Source organism: Nocardia brasiliensis (assembly GCF_042691675.1).
Classification (GTDB): domain Bacteria; phylum Actinomycetota; class Actinomycetes; order Mycobacteriales; family Mycobacteriaceae; genus Nocardia; species Nocardia brasiliensis_D.
On sequence record NZ_CP170507.1, the window covers coordinates 5,095,922 to 5,116,611 of the forward strand.

General features: G+C 63.5%; 17 protein-coding genes. 8 read left to right on the forward strand and 9 right to left on the reverse strand.

All coding sequences use genetic code 11. The annotated features are described in order from the left end of the window. The first annotated feature begins 897 nt into the window (after positions 1-897). The 5 genes from ACFK0J_RS23350 to ACFK0J_RS23370 all read left to right on the forward strand — a co-directional run bounded on the left by ACFK0J_RS23350 (position 898) and on the right by ACFK0J_RS23370 (position 6,764). Complete coding sequence (locus ACFK0J_RS23350) at positions 898-3,282, forward strand: MMPL family transporter (RefSeq protein ID WP_378730667.1); 2,385 nt, start codon at positions 898-900, stop codon at positions 3,280-3,282. 516 nt (positions 3,283-3,798) lie between these two features. Next, positions 3,799-4,848, forward strand: coding sequence for a fused (3R)-hydroxyacyl-ACP dehydratase subunits HadA/HadB (locus ACFK0J_RS23355; RefSeq protein ID WP_378730669.1), 1,050 nt, complete (start codon positions 3,799-3,801; stop codon positions 4,846-4,848). A 267-nt stretch (positions 4,849-5,115) separates the two neighbouring features. After that, positions 5,116-5,424, forward strand: coding sequence for a GNAT family N-acetyltransferase (locus ACFK0J_RS23360; protein ID WP_378730671.1), 309 nt, complete (start codon positions 5,116-5,118; stop codon positions 5,422-5,424). 235 nt (positions 5,425-5,659) lie between these two features. Continuing rightward, the gene (locus tag ACFK0J_RS23365) at positions 5,660-5,890 is read left to right on the forward strand and encodes a hypothetical protein (protein WP_378730673.1); all 231 of its coding nucleotides are present in this window, start codon (positions 5,660-5,662) and stop codon (positions 5,888-5,890) included. Positions 5,891-6,080: 190 nt separating this feature from the next. Next, positions 6,081-6,764, forward strand: coding sequence for a GAP family protein (locus ACFK0J_RS23370; RefSeq protein WP_378730675.1), 684 nt, complete (start codon positions 6,081-6,083; stop codon positions 6,762-6,764). Between the two features lie 209 nt (positions 6,765-6,973). On the opposite strand, the gene ACFK0J_RS23375 is transcribed toward ACFK0J_RS23370, so the two are convergent. From ACFK0J_RS23375 to ACFK0J_RS23390, 4 genes are all read right to left on the reverse strand, one after another. Continuing rightward, positions 6,974-7,384 carry a hypothetical protein gene (locus ACFK0J_RS23375; RefSeq protein WP_378730677.1) on the reverse strand — a complete coding sequence of 137 codons (411 nt, stop codon included), beginning with the start codon at positions 7,382-7,384 and terminating at the stop codon, positions 6,974-6,976. 421 nt (positions 7,385-7,805) lie between these two features. Continuing rightward, positions 7,806-8,450, reverse strand: coding sequence for a DUF6461 domain-containing protein (locus ACFK0J_RS23380; RefSeq protein WP_378730679.1), 645 nt, complete (start codon positions 8,448-8,450; stop codon positions 7,806-7,808). A 407-nt stretch (positions 8,451-8,857) separates the two neighbouring features. Beyond that, positions 8,858-10,087, reverse strand: a complete 1,230-nt coding sequence (locus tag ACFK0J_RS23385) for an SGNH/GDSL hydrolase family protein (protein WP_378730681.1) — start codon at positions 10,085-10,087, stop codon at positions 8,858-8,860. A 145-nt stretch (positions 10,088-10,232) separates the two neighbouring features. Further along, positions 10,233-10,742 (reverse strand): anthrone oxygenase family protein, encoded by a 510-nt coding sequence (locus ACFK0J_RS23390; protein ID WP_378730683.1) that lies wholly within the window; start codon positions 10,740-10,742, stop codon positions 10,233-10,235. A gap of 75 nt (positions 10,743-10,817) precedes the next feature. Between ACFK0J_RS23390 and ACFK0J_RS23395 the strand changes: the two genes are divergently transcribed. After that, positions 10,818-11,417: a TetR/AcrR family transcriptional regulator gene (locus tag ACFK0J_RS23395; protein WP_378730685.1), complete on the forward strand. Its 600-nt coding sequence runs from the start codon at positions 10,818-10,820 to the stop codon at positions 11,415-11,417. Between the two features lie 20 nt (positions 11,418-11,437). Here the strand turns inward: ACFK0J_RS23395 and ACFK0J_RS23400 are convergent, their stop codons facing one another. Next, entirely contained in the window at positions 11,438-12,610 is a 1,173-nt protein-coding gene (locus tag ACFK0J_RS23400; RefSeq protein WP_378730687.1) for an epoxide hydrolase family protein, read from the reverse strand. Between the two features lie 103 nt (positions 12,611-12,713). Here ACFK0J_RS23400 and ACFK0J_RS23405 point away from each other — a divergent pair, with 103 nt between their 5' ends. Beyond that, positions 12,714-13,283, forward strand: coding sequence for a CGNR zinc finger domain-containing protein (locus ACFK0J_RS23405; protein ID WP_378730689.1), 570 nt, complete (start codon positions 12,714-12,716; stop codon positions 13,281-13,283). A 131-nt stretch (positions 13,284-13,414) separates the two neighbouring features. Here ACFK0J_RS23405 and ACFK0J_RS23410 read toward each other — a convergent pair whose 3' ends face one another. Next, the gene (locus ACFK0J_RS23410; RefSeq protein ID WP_378730690.1) at positions 13,415-13,639 is read right to left on the reverse strand and encodes a hypothetical protein; all 225 of its coding nucleotides are present in this window, start codon (positions 13,637-13,639) and stop codon (positions 13,415-13,417) included. Positions 13,640-14,194: 555 nt separating this feature from the next. Between ACFK0J_RS23410 and ACFK0J_RS23415 the strand changes: the two genes are divergently transcribed. Further along, on the forward strand, positions 14,195-14,806 hold the full coding sequence (locus ACFK0J_RS23415; protein WP_378730691.1) for a DUF1707 domain-containing protein: 612 nt from the start codon (positions 14,195-14,197) through the stop codon (positions 14,804-14,806). 972 nt (positions 14,807-15,778) lie between these two features. Here the strand turns inward: ACFK0J_RS23415 and ACFK0J_RS23420 are convergent. From ACFK0J_RS23420 to ACFK0J_RS23430, 3 genes are all read right to left on the reverse strand, one after another. Further along, complete coding sequence (locus tag ACFK0J_RS23420) at positions 15,779-18,622, reverse strand: ATP-binding protein (RefSeq protein ID WP_378730692.1); 2,844 nt, start codon at positions 18,620-18,622, stop codon at positions 15,779-15,781. Positions 18,623-18,635: 13 nt separating this feature from the next. Further along, positions 18,636-19,022: a hypothetical protein gene (locus ACFK0J_RS23425; protein WP_378730694.1), complete on the reverse strand. Its 387-nt coding sequence runs from the start codon at positions 19,020-19,022 to the stop codon at positions 18,636-18,638. Between the two features lie 701 nt (positions 19,023-19,723). Then, the gene (locus ACFK0J_RS23430) at positions 19,724-20,662 is read right to left on the reverse strand and encodes a Gfo/Idh/MocA family protein (RefSeq protein ID WP_378730696.1); all 939 of its coding nucleotides are present in this window, start codon (positions 20,660-20,662) and stop codon (positions 19,724-19,726) included. Positions 20,663-20,690: the final 28 nt, after the last annotated feature.

Sequence of the window (20,690 nt, forward strand, 5' to 3'; positions counted from 1 at the left end):
ATTCCTGAACACGCCGGAGACAGTGGAGAATCGCAGGGCGTTGCCGCGAGTTGCCAAAGCCGCCGGACCGGCACACCCTGGGATTCAGCGATAGCTGTGGTTGATCGTCAACACGTTCAGTTGCTGGTGGTTTGGGCGTATTGCGCGCTGAACGCGTACGCGTTCGGCGGTGATGTGGGCGCGCCGCTGCGCCATGGCCGCCGCGGGTGATGTACCGGCGGCCAGATCCGTGACGTGCACGACATCGGTGTCCGCCAGGAACGTGTTGACCAGTTTCTGGGATGTGAGGGTTGCCGCGACGACGACGGTGCTGGCGGCGGTGCCGTCCCATCGGCGGCGAGCTCGGCGAAATAGTGCAGTACTGTCGGCTCGGTTCCGGGTCTACTGGCGTCGTCGTCATCCCGTAGAGCACGACGTCTACGACCGAAACCGTCTGGAGGACAAGACGCACCGGCAAGCGGTGATCGCCCTGGCACTGCGACGGGGTGAACGTGGTCGGGCATTGATGCGCGAGCAACGCCGCTATGAACGACGCCCAGCCCTAGCGTGAGCGGCATGACCAAGTGGCACCGACCGCTCGACTCGCAACCTGCGCGTATGCCTACAGCTTGAGGCTGTCGTCGCAACGGTTGGTCGATGTAGTCCTCAACGGAACTGTCTGGGGAGGCACTTCGTTACGGGTCGGTACGTTTGATTCGTAGTCACATCGAGCGGGGACGAGGTGAAGGGGTCCACATGATGACACCGGGTGCTGGCGAACAAGCGAGGGGATCGTCCCGGCGCACGGCGGAGCCGTCCACACCGCTCCCCGATCCGCTGTCGTGGGTGATTCGGTTGCGCGCGTGCATGGTTGATACCCCAGTAACCGAGTGCGAGTCCAGACCAGAGGCGGCCTAGGTGTTCACGTGGTGGGGTGATCTGGTCTATCGGCTGCGATTCGGGGTCATCGGTGTCGCGGTGGCGGGGCTGTTGGCGTTGGGTGCGTATGGATTCGGGTTGGAGGATCATCTGGCCTCCGGTGGCCTGTTCGATCCGGGATCGGAGTCATCGCAAGCCGCGCGACTGGCGGATGAGGCCTTCGGTCGCAACCATGATGTCGATGTGGCGCTGCTCTTTACCGCGCCTGACGGCAAGACGGTCGATGATCCGGAGTTCGCGCGCACGGTCACCGACCATCTCAACAGCCTGCCGCGCGAGTATCCCGACCAGATCACTGGGATCAACGCCGCGTACTGGCGGACCGAGACCGGCAAGGCCAGCGGCTCTGTCGCGGCCACCAAGGACCGCAAGCATGCGATCGCGTTGATCGCCATTCGTGGCGATAGCGACACCGAGATGGTGCGCAATTACCGCAAGGTCAAAGACGTCTTCGCCATCTCCGGTGTCGACGTGCAGGTCAGCGGGATACAAGCGATCGCAGGCACTTTGAACGATCGGATGTCCGACGATATCCGCCGGATGGAAGTTATCGCGCTGCCTGCGGTGGGGTTGTTGCTGTTCTTCATCTTCGGTGGGATCGTCGCCGCGGCATTGCCCTTGACCATCGGTGCTTTGACGATGATCGGCTCGATGGGCATCATGCGGATCTTCACCAACTTCACCGAGGTGAACTCCTTCGTTTCCTCGGTGGTGACGATGATCGGCCTTGGTCTCGCGATCGACTACGGGCTGTTCATCGTGAGCAGATTCCGCGAAGAGATCGCCGCAGGCTATGACACGCGCGCAGCGGTCCGCCGCTCGGTGATGACCGCGGGCCGCACCGTGGCGTTCTCCGCGACGATGATCATCGCCAGCCTCGGCGGCATGCTGCTGTTCCCCCAGGGCTTCCTCAAATCCATGGCCTACGGCGCGATCACCACGGTGACGCTGGCCGCACTCACCGCGATCACCGTGCTGCCCGCGATGCTCGCGGTCCTCGGCAAACGAGTCGACGCGTTGGGGCTGCAGCGGTTCCGCAAGACCAAGACCGCCGAGCAGATCGAGAACGGGTTCTGGGGCCGGATGACGGTCTGGGTGATGAAACATCCGATAAAGATCACCATCTCTATCTGCATCGCGCTGGTCTTGTTGATCCTGCCGGTGCAGCATCTGCTCTTCGGCGGGTTCAGCGAGAAGTACCTGCCCCCTGGCGACGAGGTCCGCCAAGCGAAAGAAGAGATCGACACCTACTTCCCGCTGCGCAGATCCGACCCGCTCGAGCTCGTCTTCGTCGCCGGCGACAGCACTGCGGTAGGAGCAGTGTGGAAACAAGCCAACCAGGCACCCGGGCTCACCACCCCATTCGAAGTGCCCTCCCGCGCCAGCGATCGACCCGAGGTCTACCGCACCAAGGCAAGCGTGGCCGACATCAACGACGCAGGAAAGACGATCGACTACCTGCGGTCCCTCGAACTGCCAGACGGGGTGACCATGCTGGTCGGTGGACTGCCCGCGATGCAGAAAGACAGCATCGACGCACTGCTGGTTCGCATACCGTTCATGGTGGTCCTCGTCCTATTCCTCACCACAATGCTGATGTTTTTGACCTTCGGCTCCCTGGTGTTGCCGATCAAGGCTGCTTTGATGAGCGCACTCGGATTGGGTTCGACGCTGGGCATTTTGACCTGGATCTTCATCGACGGGCACGGCGCGGACCTGCTCAACTTCACCCCGCAACCGATCATGGCACCGGTACTGGTGCTGATCATCGCGATCATCTACGGCTTGTCCACCGACTATGAAGTCTTCCTGCTGTCGAGAATGGTCGAGGCACGAGCACAAGGCGCCTCAACCACCGAGGCGGTGCGCATCGGGACCGCGCATACTGGCCGCATCATCACCGCGGCCGCACTGATCCTGCTGGTAGTGACCGGCGCGTTCGCGTTCTCCGATCTGGTGATGATGCAGTACATGGCCTACGGCATGATCGCCGCACTGTTCATCGACGCCACCATTCTGCGCATGCTGCTCGTGCCGGCCACGATGAAGCTGCTCGGCGACGACTGCTGGTGGGCGCCGGCCTGGATGAAGACGATCCAGCAAAAGATCGGCCTCGGCGAACCCATACTCGAACACGAGCATCCCGGCGGCGAGGTCATCGACCTGGTGAAAACCACCCCTATCACCGACCCGGTCACCGAACAGCTCACCGCGATCGGCGGTGTGCGATCAACGACGAGTAGACCGATCTCGCACAGCCCTCTACCGAGGATCGAACAGCCTCGTGGGCACCGAATCCCACCGCCACCACGAACCTTTCACACCGACGACTCCAACGCACCCACACGACCGATCGGCAAATGACCCCGTGGACTACTCCTCAGCGACGCGAACAGAGCAGGGAAAGCTCCACATCCCGGTCGAGAAGTCCTACACACTCGCCGAGGCCGCAGCGCGCACATCGACAGCTATGCCGCTCACACGCGCGGGCGGCGGTCTGCATCAGAGCTCGAAAGGCTTACCAAAGGCGTCGGGTCGGCGGGCGGGCTCGAACCACGGGCAATTACATCCCTTGATGGCGGCCGGGATCGGAAGACACACCGCACCAACCGAACCCGGCCGCCGGGCTCGCATCCGTCCACAGCGCCCGCCGCCTTTAGTGAGGACTCTGCGATCCGAGGGGATCCACAGGAGTCACCGAGACGGACCGTACACGATAAGTAGGGGAGCCATTATCGGAAGTTCGTTGGTGCGGCCACCTATAAGAGTGGTTAGCCCGGTCGGGTTCGTCGGGGCTTGCGTCGTGTGGGAGGCTGGGCTCCGCTGGTGAATTCGGTTCTGCGGAAGCCTATTACGGGTTCTGAACGATCTTGGGCGAGGATGGGCTTGATGGAAGCGACGTTCGATGTGGCCGGGCTGGTAGGGCATCACTATCGTGCGGATGACTACTACGAAGTGGGTCGGGAGAAGGTCCGCGAATACGCGCGAGCCGTGCAGGATTTCCATCCGGCGCACTGGAGCGAGGACGCTGCCCGCGAGCTGGGGTACGCCGGTTTGGTCGCGCCGACCACGTTCATCTCGATTGCCGCGATGCTGGCCAACCGCAGGCTTTTCGAAACCGTCATCACCGGCTACGACGTGTTCGTGCAGACCGACCAGGTCTTCGAGACCTACAAGCCGGTGCTTACCGGCGACCGATTGGTCAGCGACGTCGAGCTGAGTGCGGTTCGTCGGATAGCGGGCAAGGATCTACTCACCATCACTAATACCTTTACCGACCAAACAGGCCAGGTCGTGCAGATCATGCACACGACCGTCGTCGGTATCACCAGCGAGGACGTCGACGCCGGCATCAGCGATGCGATCGCGCGCGTGATCATGCACGGCGTCGAAATGCCCTCCCCCGCTTCGGCGGCCTGTGCGGGCGCGAACGGCGAGATGATTTCGGAGCCGGTTTCAGAGACCGGCCTACGCCGTTCCTCGATCGCCCGGACCCGAACCCCACGCACCGCGATCCGATTCGAAGACATCGCGGTCGGTGACGAGCTTCCGCCGAGGATCGCGCGGCTGTCGCGGGGTGATCTGGTGAACTATGCCGGTGTCGCCGGTGATGCGAACCCGATTCACTGGCACGCCGATGTCGCCGCGCTCGCCGGTCTTCCTGATGTGATCGCGCACGGCATGCTCACGATGGGCCTGGGCGCGGGATTCATCACCGGATGGCTCGGTGACCCAGGTGCCTTGACCAGGTATGGGGTCCGGCTGTCGAACTACACGGTCATCGAAGCCACCTCTACCGGAAGCGTCGAGTTCACCGGGCGCGTAAAGTCGCTCGACCCCGAGACCAGAACCGCTGTCGTGGTCATCGTCGCGAAGTCCGCAGGACGCAAGATCTTCGGCCTCGCCACAGCAGATATCCGCCTCCTATAGCGCCGAATCACACGCAAACAACACCAGCGGGCGGAAGATCCGGTCGCGATCCAGCGCGGTGTGGGGATTGAGGCGTTCGCTGGTGCCCGGGCTGAGTGCGGCCTGTGAACGCTTACGAGATTGAACACGTGTTGTTCGATATTCGGAAATTCAGTGCGTTCGCCGCCGTCAGATGCCTGCGGCCCGTTGATCTTCCGAGGTGCCACACTGACCGGCTCAGTCAGAAAGTGCTCGAATTCCGCCGTTGTCGGCGTGAGGACTCAGGAGATGCTTGACCTCACCAGATTCTTGGCGGTCAAGATGACCAGTCACCTGGTGCTGCAGTTTTGGCGGGATGTCTCGGCAGCCATAATGATGTCGGTGACGATCACCCTGTCTGTGCCGCAGAGAGATTCTGCGGCCGCGATTCGATTGCGTCCATGGCGGCTCGACGACTTACCGTCTTTAGTTGCGGCGCATCGTGATCCGGAGCTACATCGCTGGCTGACCACTTCACTTGTTGACGAGGCGAATGCTCGGGACTGGCTGGCTGTTCAGGCCGTCGGCTGGGCTGACGCCACCCGGTTCAGTTACTGAATGAACAGGAAATGATCCAGCTGACCCGCCTGGATCTACTGCACACGACGGATAACCACGCCTCATGCCGAGTCGCGAACAAGTGCGGCTACGTCCTGCGCGACCTGCTTCCAGCTGCGCCACCGGCCTTCCCGCGCGATGGGCACCGACATGTGCGCACGACCGGGGAGGAGCTCTTGAATAAAAGTTCCGCTGGCGAAGTCGCCAACACTCTCGCCTGGATTCACGTACTGGGGTGAGCAATGGCGCCTTGGCAATAGCGATCAAGACTCTTCCCGACTTCGTACGATCTCACCGGACCGACATCACCGCCCGAATCAACGTCGGCGTCGATGGACACAAGGACATACGGATCACCGCCGCCAACGCTGAGGACGCAGTCCGCATGATCGAACAGGCGCTCAACTGCCAATCCGATTCAAGCGCCGAGCTTCCGGAGGCTGACGCGTCTGCGGAAGAGACCTAGTCGCCCCACGCCTTTCAGACCCCGAAACCCGTACGAATTTGCCAGGCCCTAAGCCAACTGCCTGGGTCGCGGCCTGTGAGTGCGTTCGGGTCACCACGCATGGAGCAGCCGGACAGTGCGATCGGCGCGTCGTCTGCGAGCCTCGCAGGATGCGGCATCGGCTGCTGCCTACCGTATGGTCGGTGGCGTCATGCTGATCTTCTTACTGACACTGGCAGGGTTCGCCTTCCTCGATTCCCTTCACGTCCTGAACATAGCGATCACCGCGGCGGTGGTCGTCGACAGCCGACTAAGTCGTCGCTCGCCAGTCCCCGGAGCGTTGAGCTTCATCGCGGGAATCTTCGCTGTCACAACCGCTTTCGGCATCTGCACCGTACTCGGGCTGAGCTTCTTGACAGATCTCGTTCACTTCGACATCACGCCAACTGTTCGTAGCTGGGCAGAACTCTTCGTCGGTGTAGTTCTGCTAATTCTCGGTAGCGTTCGGTTGCCGGGGAGCTCAGCGGGGGCAATACCGCCCTGGGCGATCGAGGCACGACGGCGACCCTTGCTTCTCGGGTTGGTGGGTGCAGGCGTCGGCCTCGGCCAGGCACTGACCGCTGTCCCGTACCTGGCGGCGCTGGCGATGCTCTCGGTGCGAGAACCGCGACCGGTGCTGTGGCCGTTGGTCGTGGGCGCGTACTGCCTGATCGCGTTACTGCCGCCGATCCTGGTGCTGTTCACTTCCACACGTCGCTCTGCCCGTGCACGGCGGTTCTACCGCGCCTTTGTCCGGGCGCTGAGCCGTTACGGACCGATGTCGGTTCGCGTTCTCTTCTTGATTTTCGGAGTCGTGCTCGTTTTCGATGCACTCCGAAATTACTCGTCGCTGTAGTGATCTACTCGCTGGAGTGGGTGCAGGCGTGCGCCCTGAGGGGCGACACCAGTAGGCGCACTGCAACGACGATCCGGATGCCTGCCTGAGTCTGCCACCCGAGCAGACGCGCACATCGGCAGTAGAGCACGATCGACCGGCCGATGTTTGTCCGGGTCCCCACTGCGGTTCGTGGGAAGCGGTACAGGTCGGGCAGCCTGGTCTGCGCGCTAGATTACCGGTTTAGCGATGGTCTGATACGCGTCGTCGTACACGATCTCGCCTGGGTTGTCCGAGTCCACACAGGTCCATTCGATCTCGTGTGCGTCCAAGATCATGAGGTAACCGCGAGCGCGAGCAATCATTTCAAGGGCAGAGGACTTGAACCACGCGCTGGCGCCCGGATTCAGCTTCTGGTCGTAGACGGATCGATCCACAGTACTGGGATCGACGAGATGAGCGTGGTACCAAGCATTCTCATGCAGGCGGTACTGCTCCTCGACGACAGACAGTCGCCCTGCCCAGGACAGTCCGTTGACCAAGGCGAAGACTCCCGGATACCGACCACGGCGATTCGGCACCCCCGCTTGGAAGCGGATGAACGACCGTCCGGCGGTACTAGTCTGCACTACGTCGTCCACCCGACAACCTGAACAAATCATTGGTAACCACGCAAGCCAGAGACGAAAGTTCCTCGGTGCGGGTTCAGGCACTCCCGGTCGTGGGAAACAGCGGGGTCGAATGGATGAGCGCGGACTCGTTGGCAGCGAGATCGAAAGACACTGCAGCGCGAAGACGGCGGGAATTTCGCAACCGCACGGCAGCGGCAGTTGCCGTGACAAGCCGCGGACTGCGGATCTGACCGAGGGGCGGCGGCGACCTGCCGCGCGTCGGGTTACCACTTCCAGCCCGCGCAGCGGCATTTCGGTGCGTTCGGAGCGCGTTGTCCCTGACACTCGCTGCGATGTCGGTGCCGTCAGCTCCAGCAGGCCAGGAAGTCGGCTGACCGTCCTGTGCTTCCGAGGCGAGGAACGTCGGCGCGCGTGTCGGGTGACTCGGCAGCTACCGTGAGGCTGGGGGCAGGAGCCGGCCGCTGAGCACGGGACGGTTGTTGAGGTCATCCAAAGGCACCCCGACGCCGAGGTTCTCTGCAAGCCCGTAGAACATTCCGCGGGACCCCCAGGGGCCGTATTCGTCATCTTCGGGTCGGGCGCCGAGGGCCTGCATCTCGGTGTCGAAGCGGTGCGGGTCGCTGCCTGTCCGTTTGAAGAGGTCCGTGGTGTTGAGTCCGGTGGTGAGGCGGCCGTCCTCGGCGTACTGGAACACCGCTCCCGGTTTCTCGCTGGCGTTCAGCGTCAGTGCCGCGGTTCCGATCGAGGCGCGCAGCACCAGTCCTCGGTCTTCGATGCATTTCCAACTACCGTGCTCCCACGCCCAGGCCCAGCTTCGGCAATGCCCTGCGCTGACCACATACCCGTCGTGTTCGTAGAGAAGGCCGCCCAGCTCGTAGTGGAAGTCATCCGGCCCGCGCACCGCCACGGTGTTGTGGTCGACGCCCATGCGCTCCAATAACTCTCGGGCGTTGATCTGACGCGCGAAGGTGAGGTTGACCAGCGGCAGATCCCTGCCGTACATCCACCCAAGGCCACCGGTCATGGTGTTCACACCGCCCCCGGTTCGGTGATCGCGATCAAGGTCGGCAAACACAGTCCATGATCATGAACCCAGGCGTCGTCATCAGCTGAAGCAATCACAGCGGCTGACACTGCCATGAACCACCGACATCCATGGCCGGGCCCGCCCGGAACCGTCGTCTAGTAGCGACGGCCACTTCGGCGGACAAGCCGGTTCTACGCGGGCTGTTGCGAGACTCGATGGAAGTCCAACGTCCGGAAATGCCTGCGGGTTCAGGCCGTCATCCACAGCCGCCGGGCAGCGTCATGATCTCCTGACGAGAACGCGCCGACTCGACACGGGGGGCCGACCCATCGGCCGCCTGAGCATGTAACACCTTGCGCCACAATTCATTTCGAACTGACCCACCAACTCATCGGACGGGACGTCGGTAATGTCGCCGCTTGGGGCCGATGGCACCACCCACCGGCCCCAAAACACTAAGCCCGCAGCTGACGGGAGGTAGCGGCGGCCATCGCGGCATACCCGATGTCGTTGGGGTGCAGGTGGTCGCCGGAGTCGAAGCGGGGGTCGAGATGCCGCGGGTCGGCCGGGTCGGCCAGCGCCGTGTCGAAGTCGACGAGTGCGTCGTATTCGCCTGAGGTTCGGATCCAGGTATTGACGGCCTGCCGTTGGGCTTCCCGCTCCTCGGTGTAGTAACGCGAACCTTTGAACGGGGCAAGCGTGGCGCCGATCACCCGGACGCCCGCAGCTCGGGCTTGCTGGATCAGACTGCGATGTCCGGCAATCAGCTGTTCGGCGGACACTTGCGCCTGCGGGGCACGGTCCTGCCCACCGCTGAGGCCGATGTCGTTGATGCCCTCGACGATCACGACAGTGCCGACTCCCGGCTGTTCCAACACGTCACGTCGGAACCGCGACAACGCGCTGTCGCCGAGGGTGGGGGAATCAACGGTGACACGGTTGCCGCCGATACCCAGGTTCAGCAGCGGCCGCGGCGTGCCCTGCGCGGTCAGCTGCTCGGCGAGCTCATCCGGGTAGGTGTTCCTAGCGTCCGGTGTCGCGCCGTAACCGTCGGTAATCGAGTCACCGAACAAGGCCACACCCGACTGACAAGGGAAAGCGACCGTCTCGACGGCGGACAGGTAGTAGTAGGACACCGACGTCTCGGTGAAGGCATCGGCGGTGACGTCGGCGCGGTGATCACCGTATCCGCGGTAGCTCGTCCCCAGCGCCTGCGCGTGATAGGTGGACGGCCCCGTCGGTTGTGCGAAATACATCGTGACAGTAAGGGAATCCAGCGGCGCTACCGGGAAGATCACTGGGTCGGTGACGATTTCGTCCCCCGGATCGATCACGAATGACCGGTTGAGGCCAACAGCCAAGTGCTGCATTGTTTCTGGTTGAATCGCCGCCCCGGACGCCGTGCGCCCGACGGTCAGGCCGGTCACTTGAAGCGGCTGTGTGCCGTAGGTGTTGGACAACCGCAGCCGCAGCGCAGGTCCGCCGCTGGTAACCCGAATAACCTGGCGCACAGTGTGGTTGGCGAAGCCTTCCTCGGACCAGTTGAGCGTGTAGTTCTTCCCCGCCCGCATCGGGGCCGTCGCCCACACCGCTTCCCAGCCCTGCGCGGGCGCCGCCGCCGCAACACCGGAGGAGCCCAGCAGCAGGGTCGCCGTCACCACGGCCACCACAGTCTTTCTACGCACGAGTGCGATTCCTTCCTTATCAGTCATATCGTCGGGTCCATTCGGACCGACAGCTACCGACCCATCGGCTGCATATACGAGACGACGGGCGAGTCGAACGTGTTTTCACGGCACTCCAGCGAATATCCCCCCGTGATGTAAAGAGCTAGGTGGCCGCCGCGACCGGCATCTCCCGCATGCCGGCGTCCGATTCGCGGCTCACGACCCGCAACGCGAGGAAGATCATCAGCGCGAAGGCGATGAGTGCTGTGCCGGTTCGCAGGTAGTGGAAATAGTCCCAGCGCGTGAGGATCTCGGCGTAGTCGGTGGGTGCGCCTTCGGTGACCCACCTGTTGATCTGGTGGTTGATCGGGACGTTGCCGAAGCGGGTGATCACAAAGCTCGCCACGACCAGCGTGCCGGACAGCGCGGCGAGTAGGCGGGGCCGGCCGCTGGTCAGCGCGGCGAGAGCCACGCAGGACAGCGCCGCCAAGGCCATGGTGAGTTGCATGCTGACGCTGTTGTTCCGCATCAGATCGGTGTGGAACTCGAGCCGCATCTGAAGCGGTACGCGACGGAAGGTGGGCGCGAGGTTGGCAGCGCCGTAGCCGAAGGCGCCGGCAAGAAGTCCGGTGGTGAGCAGTGCGAGGGAATGAGTGAGTCGGACGCGGTTCATGGCACTCCAGCGATAGAATTCTTACAGTGCTGTAAAGGCTAGAGCGTTCCACTAATTCTGACAAGGATGTAAGAGTTGACTGAAAACCGGGGACCGAAGCGACGAGCCGACGCCGAGCGCAGCCGGACCCTCATCCTCGAGGCGGCCGTCCGACTACTCGCCGAGCGGCCCGGAGCCGGGATGGCCACGATCGCGGATGAAGCCGGGGTGACGCGCCAGACGGTGTACGCCCATTTCGCGTCTCGGGACGAATTGCTCACCGCCACCGTCGATCACATCACCGGCCAGGCCAAAGCGGCGTTCGATGCCGCCCAACTCGACGATGGTCCCGCCACCGACGCCTTACTGCGGCTGCTCGACATCGGCTGGCGGTTCTTTCGGAAATCGCCGATCCTGCACCACGTCGGAGCCTTCGCGGGACCGAGCGACCGCAGCCGCGGCGTCCCGCTCAATACTCGCCTGCTGACCCTGATCCGCCGCGGGCAGCAAGCAGGTGAATTCGAGCCCGCCGCTTCCCCGCAATGGCTGGTCACCGCGATCATCGCCCTCGGCAACGCGGCCGGAGACGAGGTCCGCAACGACCGCATGACCGTCACCGAGGCCCAGAAGGCACTGCGCCACAGCGTGTTACGGCTCGTGAGTAGCCGACCAGCACCCGATACCAAGCGGCGCTGACGGGTTCCCATCCATCGACCTCACCGATCAGCGGCCAGCACTGCCGCAAGGCCGTCTTGCAGGTCCTTGACGAAATACTCGGGAACCTCCAGCGACGGGAAATGTCCCCCGGTTTCGGGCGACCTCCATCGGACGATCTGTCGATATCGCTCCTGCGCCCAGGGACGCGGACACTTCTCGACGTCGCGGGGATACATAGTGAGTGCGGACGGGACGTCGACCCGAAGTTCGGGATCGAGCGAGTTGTGGCTTTCGTAGTAAATACGGGCCGCCGATGCGCCGGTCCGCGTCAGCCAATACAGGGTGACGTCGTCGAGAACGCGGTCTATGGAAATCGTCTCGAACGGGCTGTCTTCGGTATCTGTCCATTCGGCGAACTTGTCGAGGATCCAGGCAAGAAGCCCGACCGGCGAGTCGACGAGCGAGTAGCCGACGGTCTGCGGTCGGGTCGCCTGCTGCTTCGCGTATGCCGCGCGGTGACGCCAGAAATCGCGGGTTTCCTCGGTCCATGTCCGCTCGACCGCCGTCAGCCCGTCCGTTGTCAACCCGGGCGGTGCCTCCGCGAACGTTGTGTGGATACCGAGCACGTGCGCCGGGAACCTGCCGCCGAGAACCGTGGTGATATTGCCTCCCCAGTCGCCGCCGTGGGCGGCGAACTTGCGGTAGCCGAGTCTTCCCATCAGTTCCACCCATGCGGCCGCGATCTTTTCGGTTCCCCACCCGGTAGTGGTCGGCTTGTCGCTGTAGCCGAACCCTGGCAGGGATGGGACCACGATGTGGAACGCGGGCGCATCCGCGTCTTTCGGATCTGCCAGCTCGTCTATTACATCGATGAACCGAACAATGCTGTCCGGCCAGCCGTGCGTCAAGATCAGCGGAGTGGCATCTGCGCGCGCGGATCGGCGATGCAGGAAATGGATTCCCAAATCATCAATGGTCGTGCGGAACTGGCCGATCCGGTTGAGGCGCTCTTCGAACGACCGCCAGTTGTATTCGGTGCGCCAGTAGTTCACGACATCGACGAGGTCGGCCAGGGGAACGCCCTGTTCCCATCGGCGCGGGTCGGGCCCGGCGCGATAGACCGTCTCGGCCTCCGGTAGCCGCGCCGCGGCTAATCGCGTGTGCAGATCGTCGAGGTCAGCGTCAGTTGCGTGGGCTTCGAATGCTTGCACGTCGCTGATTGGGCGGGGCATGAGACCTCCTGGCCATCGGGGAACCGGCTACGACCCACCATGAACCGGCTTAGACGGTTCTAACATGGCTTCATGCCAACCCGCAACCGGCTAAGGTGGTTCCATGCCTGCTGGATTCCCTGACTTTCGCCTCGGTAATGTGCTGGCGACCAGCTTCACGGGGACGCTGTCGGAGCGTCATGGCGACGCTGTGGAGCGCATTCCCACACCGCAGCGCCTCATCGACTGGCTGGCAGTGAGCGGCCTTGCCGTGGAGTCCTGCACCCCCGCCCAGCTCGAACGCGCTCGGGAACTGAGGAAAGCAATTCACGCCGCCGCGACAGCGGCCGCGACCCAGGACGCTCTCCCTGCGTCCGCTGTCCAAATCATCAATGACTGCAGCATTCAGGGTCGGGCCGCGGCGATCCTGACGCCCGAGGGCAATCGGCGATGGCGACTCAGCTCGGCTTCCTGCGTAGAAGATGCCCTAGGCGTAATCGCCGCCGACGCGATCAGCATCATCGCGGGCGAACGAGACGGAAAATTGGCCTTGTGCGCATCGCCCACCTGCCGAGCCGCCTTCTTCGACATCAGCCAAAGTCGCACCCGCAAATGGTGTGACATGAACACGTGCGGGAATCGTCAGAAGAAAGCGCGCTTCAATGCCAACCAGCGCAGAAACGCCAGAGGCTGATTACCGAAGCGGACGACCATCCACGCGAACGCTCGGCTGGGATACCCAGCCGAGCGTTCGCGTGATCTACTCACCACCCGAGAAACCAGGCAGTGTGGCGACGACTGACACTCAGCTCAGTCGTGTCCGGATCAGTTCGCCAACCAGACCGCGGTCCACCCCTGCGCACCGAAGTCCCTGCAGTCGTACTGATGGCGATCGTTGCCCTTCTCCGACAACACCCAATTGACGCACTCCCCCCACGATGAAAACCCGGTACGGACCGGGAACTCGCTCTTGGCCGAAGCGAGTCCGGCTGTACCGACTCCCATCAGCGTGAGCCCGGCGATCATGGCGGTAGCAATAGCTGTTTTCACTTGCGTTCTCCCCCGTAGGTGTTCTGATCAACGAGGAACAGCCTGTGGCAAGATCATTAATGAAACCTTGGCGAAAGCTTTCAAACCCATTGTGCGGCAGATTTTTCCGTCGATACCGGCGGACCTGAGCGCACACCAGGGCGACCACCAACCCTGCGAAACTTCCCGGCCCGCAGCGCCGCCACACGGGCACCCCGAGCGCGGCCACACTCATCGAAATCGGCGGCCAACGCGCGCACCGCGGGCCTGCCTCCAGCACGACGACCTGCCGTAATGGGTTCTCGGACAGCCGGGTCGCGAGCACACATCCGGCCGTTCCGGCATCCACAATGAATTGTCGATGCCCGCCATAACCGAAACCAACAACCGCAGCAACGCTCGGCTTGGAAGAATGGAAACTGGTCTCACGGGCGGACCGGCCTCGCCCAGGGCAACGACCTCGCGTAGGAGCCCACGCAGCTCAGCGAAGCCACTGACAAGTGGGTCCGCGGGCGCGGCCACCGCCTGGGAATCATTTGTAATCGACCGACCACCGCGAAAGATTAGGTCACGTATATGGAGGGCGAGATCAACCCCGACGATCTGCTGCTGAGCGACGCTGAACGCCTGCATGCGCTCAACGTCGTTGGCGAGCATTTCGCTGCGGGCAGACTGGACTCGACGCAGTTCTACGACCGGTCGGGGGAGATCGCCGCGGCCCGCACACTGGGCAGCGTGCGCGCCGCGTTCCGGGGCCTGCCCGGAGGTGTGCCACTCGAAAGTGTCGACGGGCGTATCCGCACCGTGCCGAGTGCCGAACACCTTCCGGCAGTGCACGATTCGGCTCTCCCCGCGACGGCATCTGCGGCGGATGCGCAAGCCGAACTGTCGTCGTTGCGCCGACGCGGCAGCATGGTCGAGTCGATCGACTGGGTGATCATCGGCATCACACTGATGGCGTTCCTGATCCTGCAGTTCGTCGCCAACTGGAGCTATGCGTGGGTGGTGTGGCCGTCGCTGGTCCTCACGCTGAGTATTCCGCGCGTGATCCTGCGGTTCAGCGATGCCGACGAAAAGATCTACGAGGAGCTCGAGGAAGCCGAGACAACCGCGCGTAAACAGCGGCTGAGCCAGGCGGCCGAACGTATCCGCGAACTCGAGAACAAACGCGATACGGGTACGGACTGAACGACGCCGAATTGCCGGAATCTCCCCGTTCGCATTGGCTTCGACGGCGGGGGCGGTCACGTGTTCACCGCCTCGAGCTGCGGCGGTTAGCGCTACCCACGCCCCAACAGCGTGCATGCTGCGTGCGGTGCGAGCGATCGCGGGTCGTCGAGTTCATCCTCATATCGTTCGTACTGGCGTTGCCGACCTCGCCGACAGCGACACCGACGCGCCGGGGCCGGAGGCAGACGCGTAGTCCTGATCCGACAAAGGTCAGGCCTTCGCCACCCAGTCCGCATCCGCCGAACAGGCAGAGGATGACTCAGGAGCGCGCCGCCCGGATGCAGTCCGCCGCCGCATGCAAACCACGAAACGACTCGGCCCGCTCAGGGTTCGCCGCACGAGCGCAGTCGAGCGCCGAGAAAGCTGTGGTTCTCGAGGATCCGGAGCTGCCGGACTACCGATAACCTACGTTGTCGCTGGCGAGCGCATGTCTGCGACGAGCACGGCTTGCAAGCACCAGCTCGACTAGCGGCTACCCGTCGGAGTCGTTGTGCTGCTGACGGTTTCGGGTGCGTTCGGCCCACAGCTTCCGGTACCACGGCTCGTACTCGGTGCCGACCATGTCGTCATGGAACCGTTCGGGCAGAGGTTCGCTAGCCGGGGCGGTCTGTGCCCCGGCCGCCCGTCGCGGTCGATTTCAGCGGATTCGGCCAGCGCCCGGGCGACGAGGTCGGGGTCCGGTGGGGTGTCCCACGGCTGGAAGGTTTTTCCGGCGATCCGGAATCCTCGCTCATTCTCGTTGGTGCTCATGTAATGTGCCCTTCCCTTCAGCCGGCCCGCTCGACCAGTGTGATCACGACGCGACCGGAGACGAAGTCGTCCACGCGTCCGATGACGTCGAATTTCGTACCGGATTTGAACAGGATTTCCGGGTTGCCCGACGCCAGCTGATCCGGCCACGCTCCTTGTCCGAGAGCGCTTCTGTCGAGTTCACTTCCGGCTCCGGCCAGCCCACCACCTGTGCAATCGCCGCCCAGATCCACGCCCCCTGCCGCCATGTCCAGAGTCTCGGGTTAGGTTCTCGAGATTGGTGCGTGCCCTGTCTTCGCTAGAAGCGTTCCCGAGCGTCCGGAAGATCGTCCGTGCGTGCTGGTAAAGGCTGGCCGCTCGTCCGCTGTCTCCCCTTTTCTCGTACCAGACACCGATATTGTTGAGGATGCTGGCTTCGCCCGCGCGGTCGCCGATGTCTCGATAGAGCGCGAGCGCCTGCCAGTACAGGTCCAGGGCCTCGCCAGAATGTTCGGTCCTCACGCAGGCCAGGGCGACATTCGCCAGGCTCTGTGCCTCGCCGCGGCGCTCGCCGATCTCTCGGCTAATCGCCAGCGCCTCTCGGCACAGGCCGAGAGCCTGGTCGTAATCCCCGATATTCAAGTACATGGCGCCGAGGTTGTTGAGGGTCGATGCCTCGCCGGAGCGGTAGCCGATCTCCCGGGTGATCGTCAAAGCTTGCAAATGCAGATCGGCAGCCTCCCGGTAGTCCTCGATGGTCTCACTCACCATCGCTAGATTGGCCAGCGTGCTTGCTTCGCCGAGACGGTTGCCGATCTGTCGGAAAATTGCCAGTCCCTGCCGGAGCAGATCGGCGGCCTCATGGTAGTCCTCGGTGCTCCGGTGGGCGATGCCGAGGTTCGTGAGGGTGATGGCTTCGCCGAGGCGATTGCCGATTTGCCGATAGATTGTCAAAGCCTGCCGCCATAGGGTGCTCGCCTCGCCAAAATCCGACTGTCTCAAAGAAACGAGGCCGAGGTTGTTGCGGGCGCTTGCTTCGCCGAGCTGGTCGCCGAGACCCTGATATATCTTCACCGCTTGCTCGTGTAGTTCGGCAGCCTCCCGATAATCCCCATTGGTGTCACGGACCAGGCCCAGGTTGGTGAGGGCGTTGGCTTCCCCGAGCCGGTTGCCCGCCTGTCGATAGATCGTCAACGCCTGCTGGTGCCATTCAGCCGCTTCCCCGTAATCCCCGGTGTTCCAGCACACCGTGCCGAGGTTGGTGAGAGCGTTCGCTCGACCGATCCTGTCGCTGAGCTGTCCGGCTGTGGCCGCTGCGCGCTGGTGCAGTTCTCGTGCTTGCGGCCACGGTCCGTCTCGTTCCAGCAATCCAGCCAGAGTGGCGGTCAGGTCGACCATGCGTGCGGGTTGAGCGGTGGCCAGGTAGTCCAAGCAGGCCAGCAGATTGGCTCGCTCCCTTCGGACCCATGCCAAGGCGTCGATCTCGTCGCGGAAGTTCCGCACTGCGACAGTGGAGGGGCTTGGTGCTAAGGCTATTGGGCGGGTACGTCGAGCGAGGTAACGGTCCGCGACGGTGGCACTATGCTGGTAGAAGTCGAACAGTCGGTCCAAAGCGCGATCGGTATCGTCCCCGGCGGTGAGGCCGGTTGCGTAGTCGCGCAGCAGGTCGTGTTGCCGATATCGGTTCGGGGCGATCTCATCCAAGAGATGGTCGGTGTACAGCCGGTCCAGTTGTCGTCGGGCCTCGTCGACAGGGATGTGGGTCAGTGCCGCGGCGGCATGTGTGTCAATCTCTGTTCCGGGGTGCACACTCAATAACCGAAAAAGCCGCTGGGATGTGGGTGGCAACGCCTCGTAGGACATGGTGAATGCCGCACGAACCGCGCGATCACCCACCTCGAGCTCGCTCAGCCGGTCGGTCGCCGCGGCGAATTGGTCGGCTAGTGCGGCGATCGTCCATTTCCCGTGCCCAGCCAACCATCCCGCTAGCAGCACCATCGCCAACGGGAGATATCCGGACATCCGGACGATCTCGGTCGCGGCGGCACCTTCTCTCGGGTTGTTTAGCGTGCGTTTGGCGTGGGCGGTGAACAGCCGCACAGCGGTGGTTTCATCGAGCACGTCCAATGACAGCGGCCGCGCGTTCTCTACCGTGATGAGACGCCGTCGGCTGGTCACCAGGGTGAGGCATTCCGACCCCGCGGGGAGCAGGGGTTCAATCTGTGTGTGATCGCGGGCATCGTCGAGGACCAGCAACACCCGCTTTCCCTGGAGCCGGCTCCGCCACAGGGAGCTGCGCGCTTCGAGGCTGTCGGGGATATTGCGTGGGTCGATGCCGTAGTGGAGGACAAGCCGCTGGGCCAGCACATCGTGCGGGTCGGCGGGGCTCTGCCCAGGTGTGTGGCTGTGCAACCTTACGAAGTACTGCCCGTCGGGAAATAGCGGGGCCAGGGCGTGCGCGAGGTGAGTCACCAACGCGGTCTTGCCGACTCCAGGCATGCCGTCGATGGTGTATATCGGCACGGGCCGCCCCGACTCGACGGCGCCCCGTATGCTGTGCAGCTCTGCCTTACGGCCGACGAAGTCGATCTCGTCGCTCGGCAGGTCGCTGACCACGATCGGTCGCGATGGGGGCGGGGCTTCGATCGACAGTGTGATGGTGCCGTTGTTGTCACCCAGGACAACAACCTGCCGGGAGTTGCCGGATGCCTCCGCCCGCACCACCCCCGTCACCGACTCGACCTGCGTCGCCGACAGCAGCCGCCGCTCGATCGCGACGGCGAAATCGATGTCGGCGCGGACCTCGGAAGCAACGCGCTCGACCACCAGCTCGCAGTTCACCTCGGTCGGATCCTCGACGAAAGCTGCCAGTGCGGACCAGCTTTCCGGATCTCGCACGAACCGCTCGGCAATAACCGCGGGCAGGCGCTCGGCCACGTTTGCGACGTTGTCGCGCGCCGTGTCGGCGGGTGCATCTCCAGACTGTGCCGCCACCAACGCCGCGACCGCAAAGCCTAGCCGATCTGCGCGATCGTACCTGGCCATCACATCCCCGAAGTCAGCTTATGTTGATGGTGCCGTCGTTGTCCCCGCTGATGTTGACCTGTCTAGCGTCGTCATATGCCTGCGCGACAAACATATCGACCTGCCGATCGCGACGGGCCGCCGCTACCAATCGCTCGACCTCGTTGGCGAAACCTGGATCCGACCGCGCCGCAGCGGCGACTCGCTCAGCGATTACCGTTCTGGCCTCCGGCGTCGAGTTGTCAATGAAAGCTGTTACGTCCGTGTTTATTTCGGAGTCACCACTTAACTTGGCCGCAATCGCTTCCCTGAGCCGCTTGACCGCACTCCAGGTGTTGGATGCGGCATTCTGGGCCACCTCCTCGCCGAATTTCGACGCCAGCAGCGCTGCCGCTGCGATGCCCAATGAGACCGGATCCATGCCATCCTCCCCAATGCTGCTCGATCAGCCTCCAGCCTAAGGCGAATTTAACGGCAGGGCAGTTGGATCAGACCCTGTCGCACCGAAGACCAGCCGACCGACACGGTCGGCAAGGATCCCTAAGCGGGCCATCCCGGATGGGCGCGGTTTCGAATACAGAGAGTCTGCTGATCGAGGCGTGCCGGTGATGATCGGTGGCGAGGTAGCCGATGTGGTCATGCCGATGGCGGTCGAGTGTGCCCGTGGAGGTCGGTGGCGAGTGGATAGGTGTTCGGTTGTGTGGAATTCACGAGACGGCAGCGGTCGAAGCGTCGAACGCGGCGTTGGGGAAGCCGAAGGTGTCTTCCATTCCCTCGATCGCGGAGATCAGGAAGGCCTATGTCGCCTGCGATGAAAGACCAGCACGAATCACGATCTCGCGGAGTGCATGAAGACAATGGACTAGATGTTCAGCAACCGGCGAGCTATACGTTGAACGGGACACTGGCAACGGCGCACCCGACAGTTGCCGGCCCAAAGACCGCGATCTGGGCCGTGTGCCCGCAGCCGAAAACCACGACTGACTGAACGCGTATATGCGGGTGCGAACCTCGGTTGGGTCGGCGCGGGCCGCACCCTGTCAACACGTCGCGTCTGACGAAAGTCACGAGGTTTCGTGTGTACCGGTGGCTGACCAGGCCACCGGTATCGGGCGCGAAGGTCTATTCGTTGACCGCGCTGTTGACTCGGAGGGTGGCCTCGAGGGTGTCGAGGACGCTGTGCGGGCTGATGCGGTTGTCCTCGTCCCCTCGTAGACAGGCCAGGACGTGGTCGATCATCGGGCCGTAGGGGTCGGCTGCGGGGAACTCGTCGGCGGATGTTCCCTCGGCGGTGTAGGTGGTGACGGTGGCGGTGGGTTTGCCGTCGAAGCCTTGGGTGAAGGAGCAGTCGAGGACGGCGTCGGCGAAGGTGGCGCGGTAGCCGCCGCGCGAGCCCCAGGCTGTGGGCATGAGGGAGGATCCCGAGCAGCGGGCGGTCGCCGCGGGGTAGCGCAGGATGGCTTCCACGGTCGCGGCGTCTTGGTTCGCGTCCGCGCTGGTGACCTCGACACTCTGCGGTGCGCCGAGTGCGGTGACGATCATGTCGAGTCCGGAGTGCATCATCTCCAAGGGGATCGCGTGCAGGCCCAGGCTCGCGCCGGGCCACAGCAGCGCGGTGGCTTCCTCGACCGCCAAATGCCTTAGCGCGCCGTAGGTTCCGGCCGAGACGGTGTCGAGCAGTAGCTTGTTGGCGGGCAGGAAGCGTTCGTACATGTCGACGAAGACCTGCCGGTCGCTGTTCGCGGCGGCGTCGGCGACCTTGCGGGCCGAGGCCATGTCGGCGGCGAGGGGAAGCTCGGTCAGGGCGTGTTTGCCTGCGGCCAAGGCGCGCAGCACGGTGTCGGCGTGCAGGTCGGTGGGCAGGCAGACGTCGACGAGATCGACGCTGGGATCGTCGAATATCGAGTCGAGATCGGTGGTGGTGGCGAACCCGAATTGTTCGGTGATCTTGTCGAGGGCCTCCTGGCGGCGGCCGAATACGATTACCTCGACATCCTTGCGGGCGGCGTACACACCGGCGTGAGCCTGTCCGAATCCGGTGCCGAGCAGAGCGATCTTCATAACTGACTCCTTTTCAGTGGGTGAACGA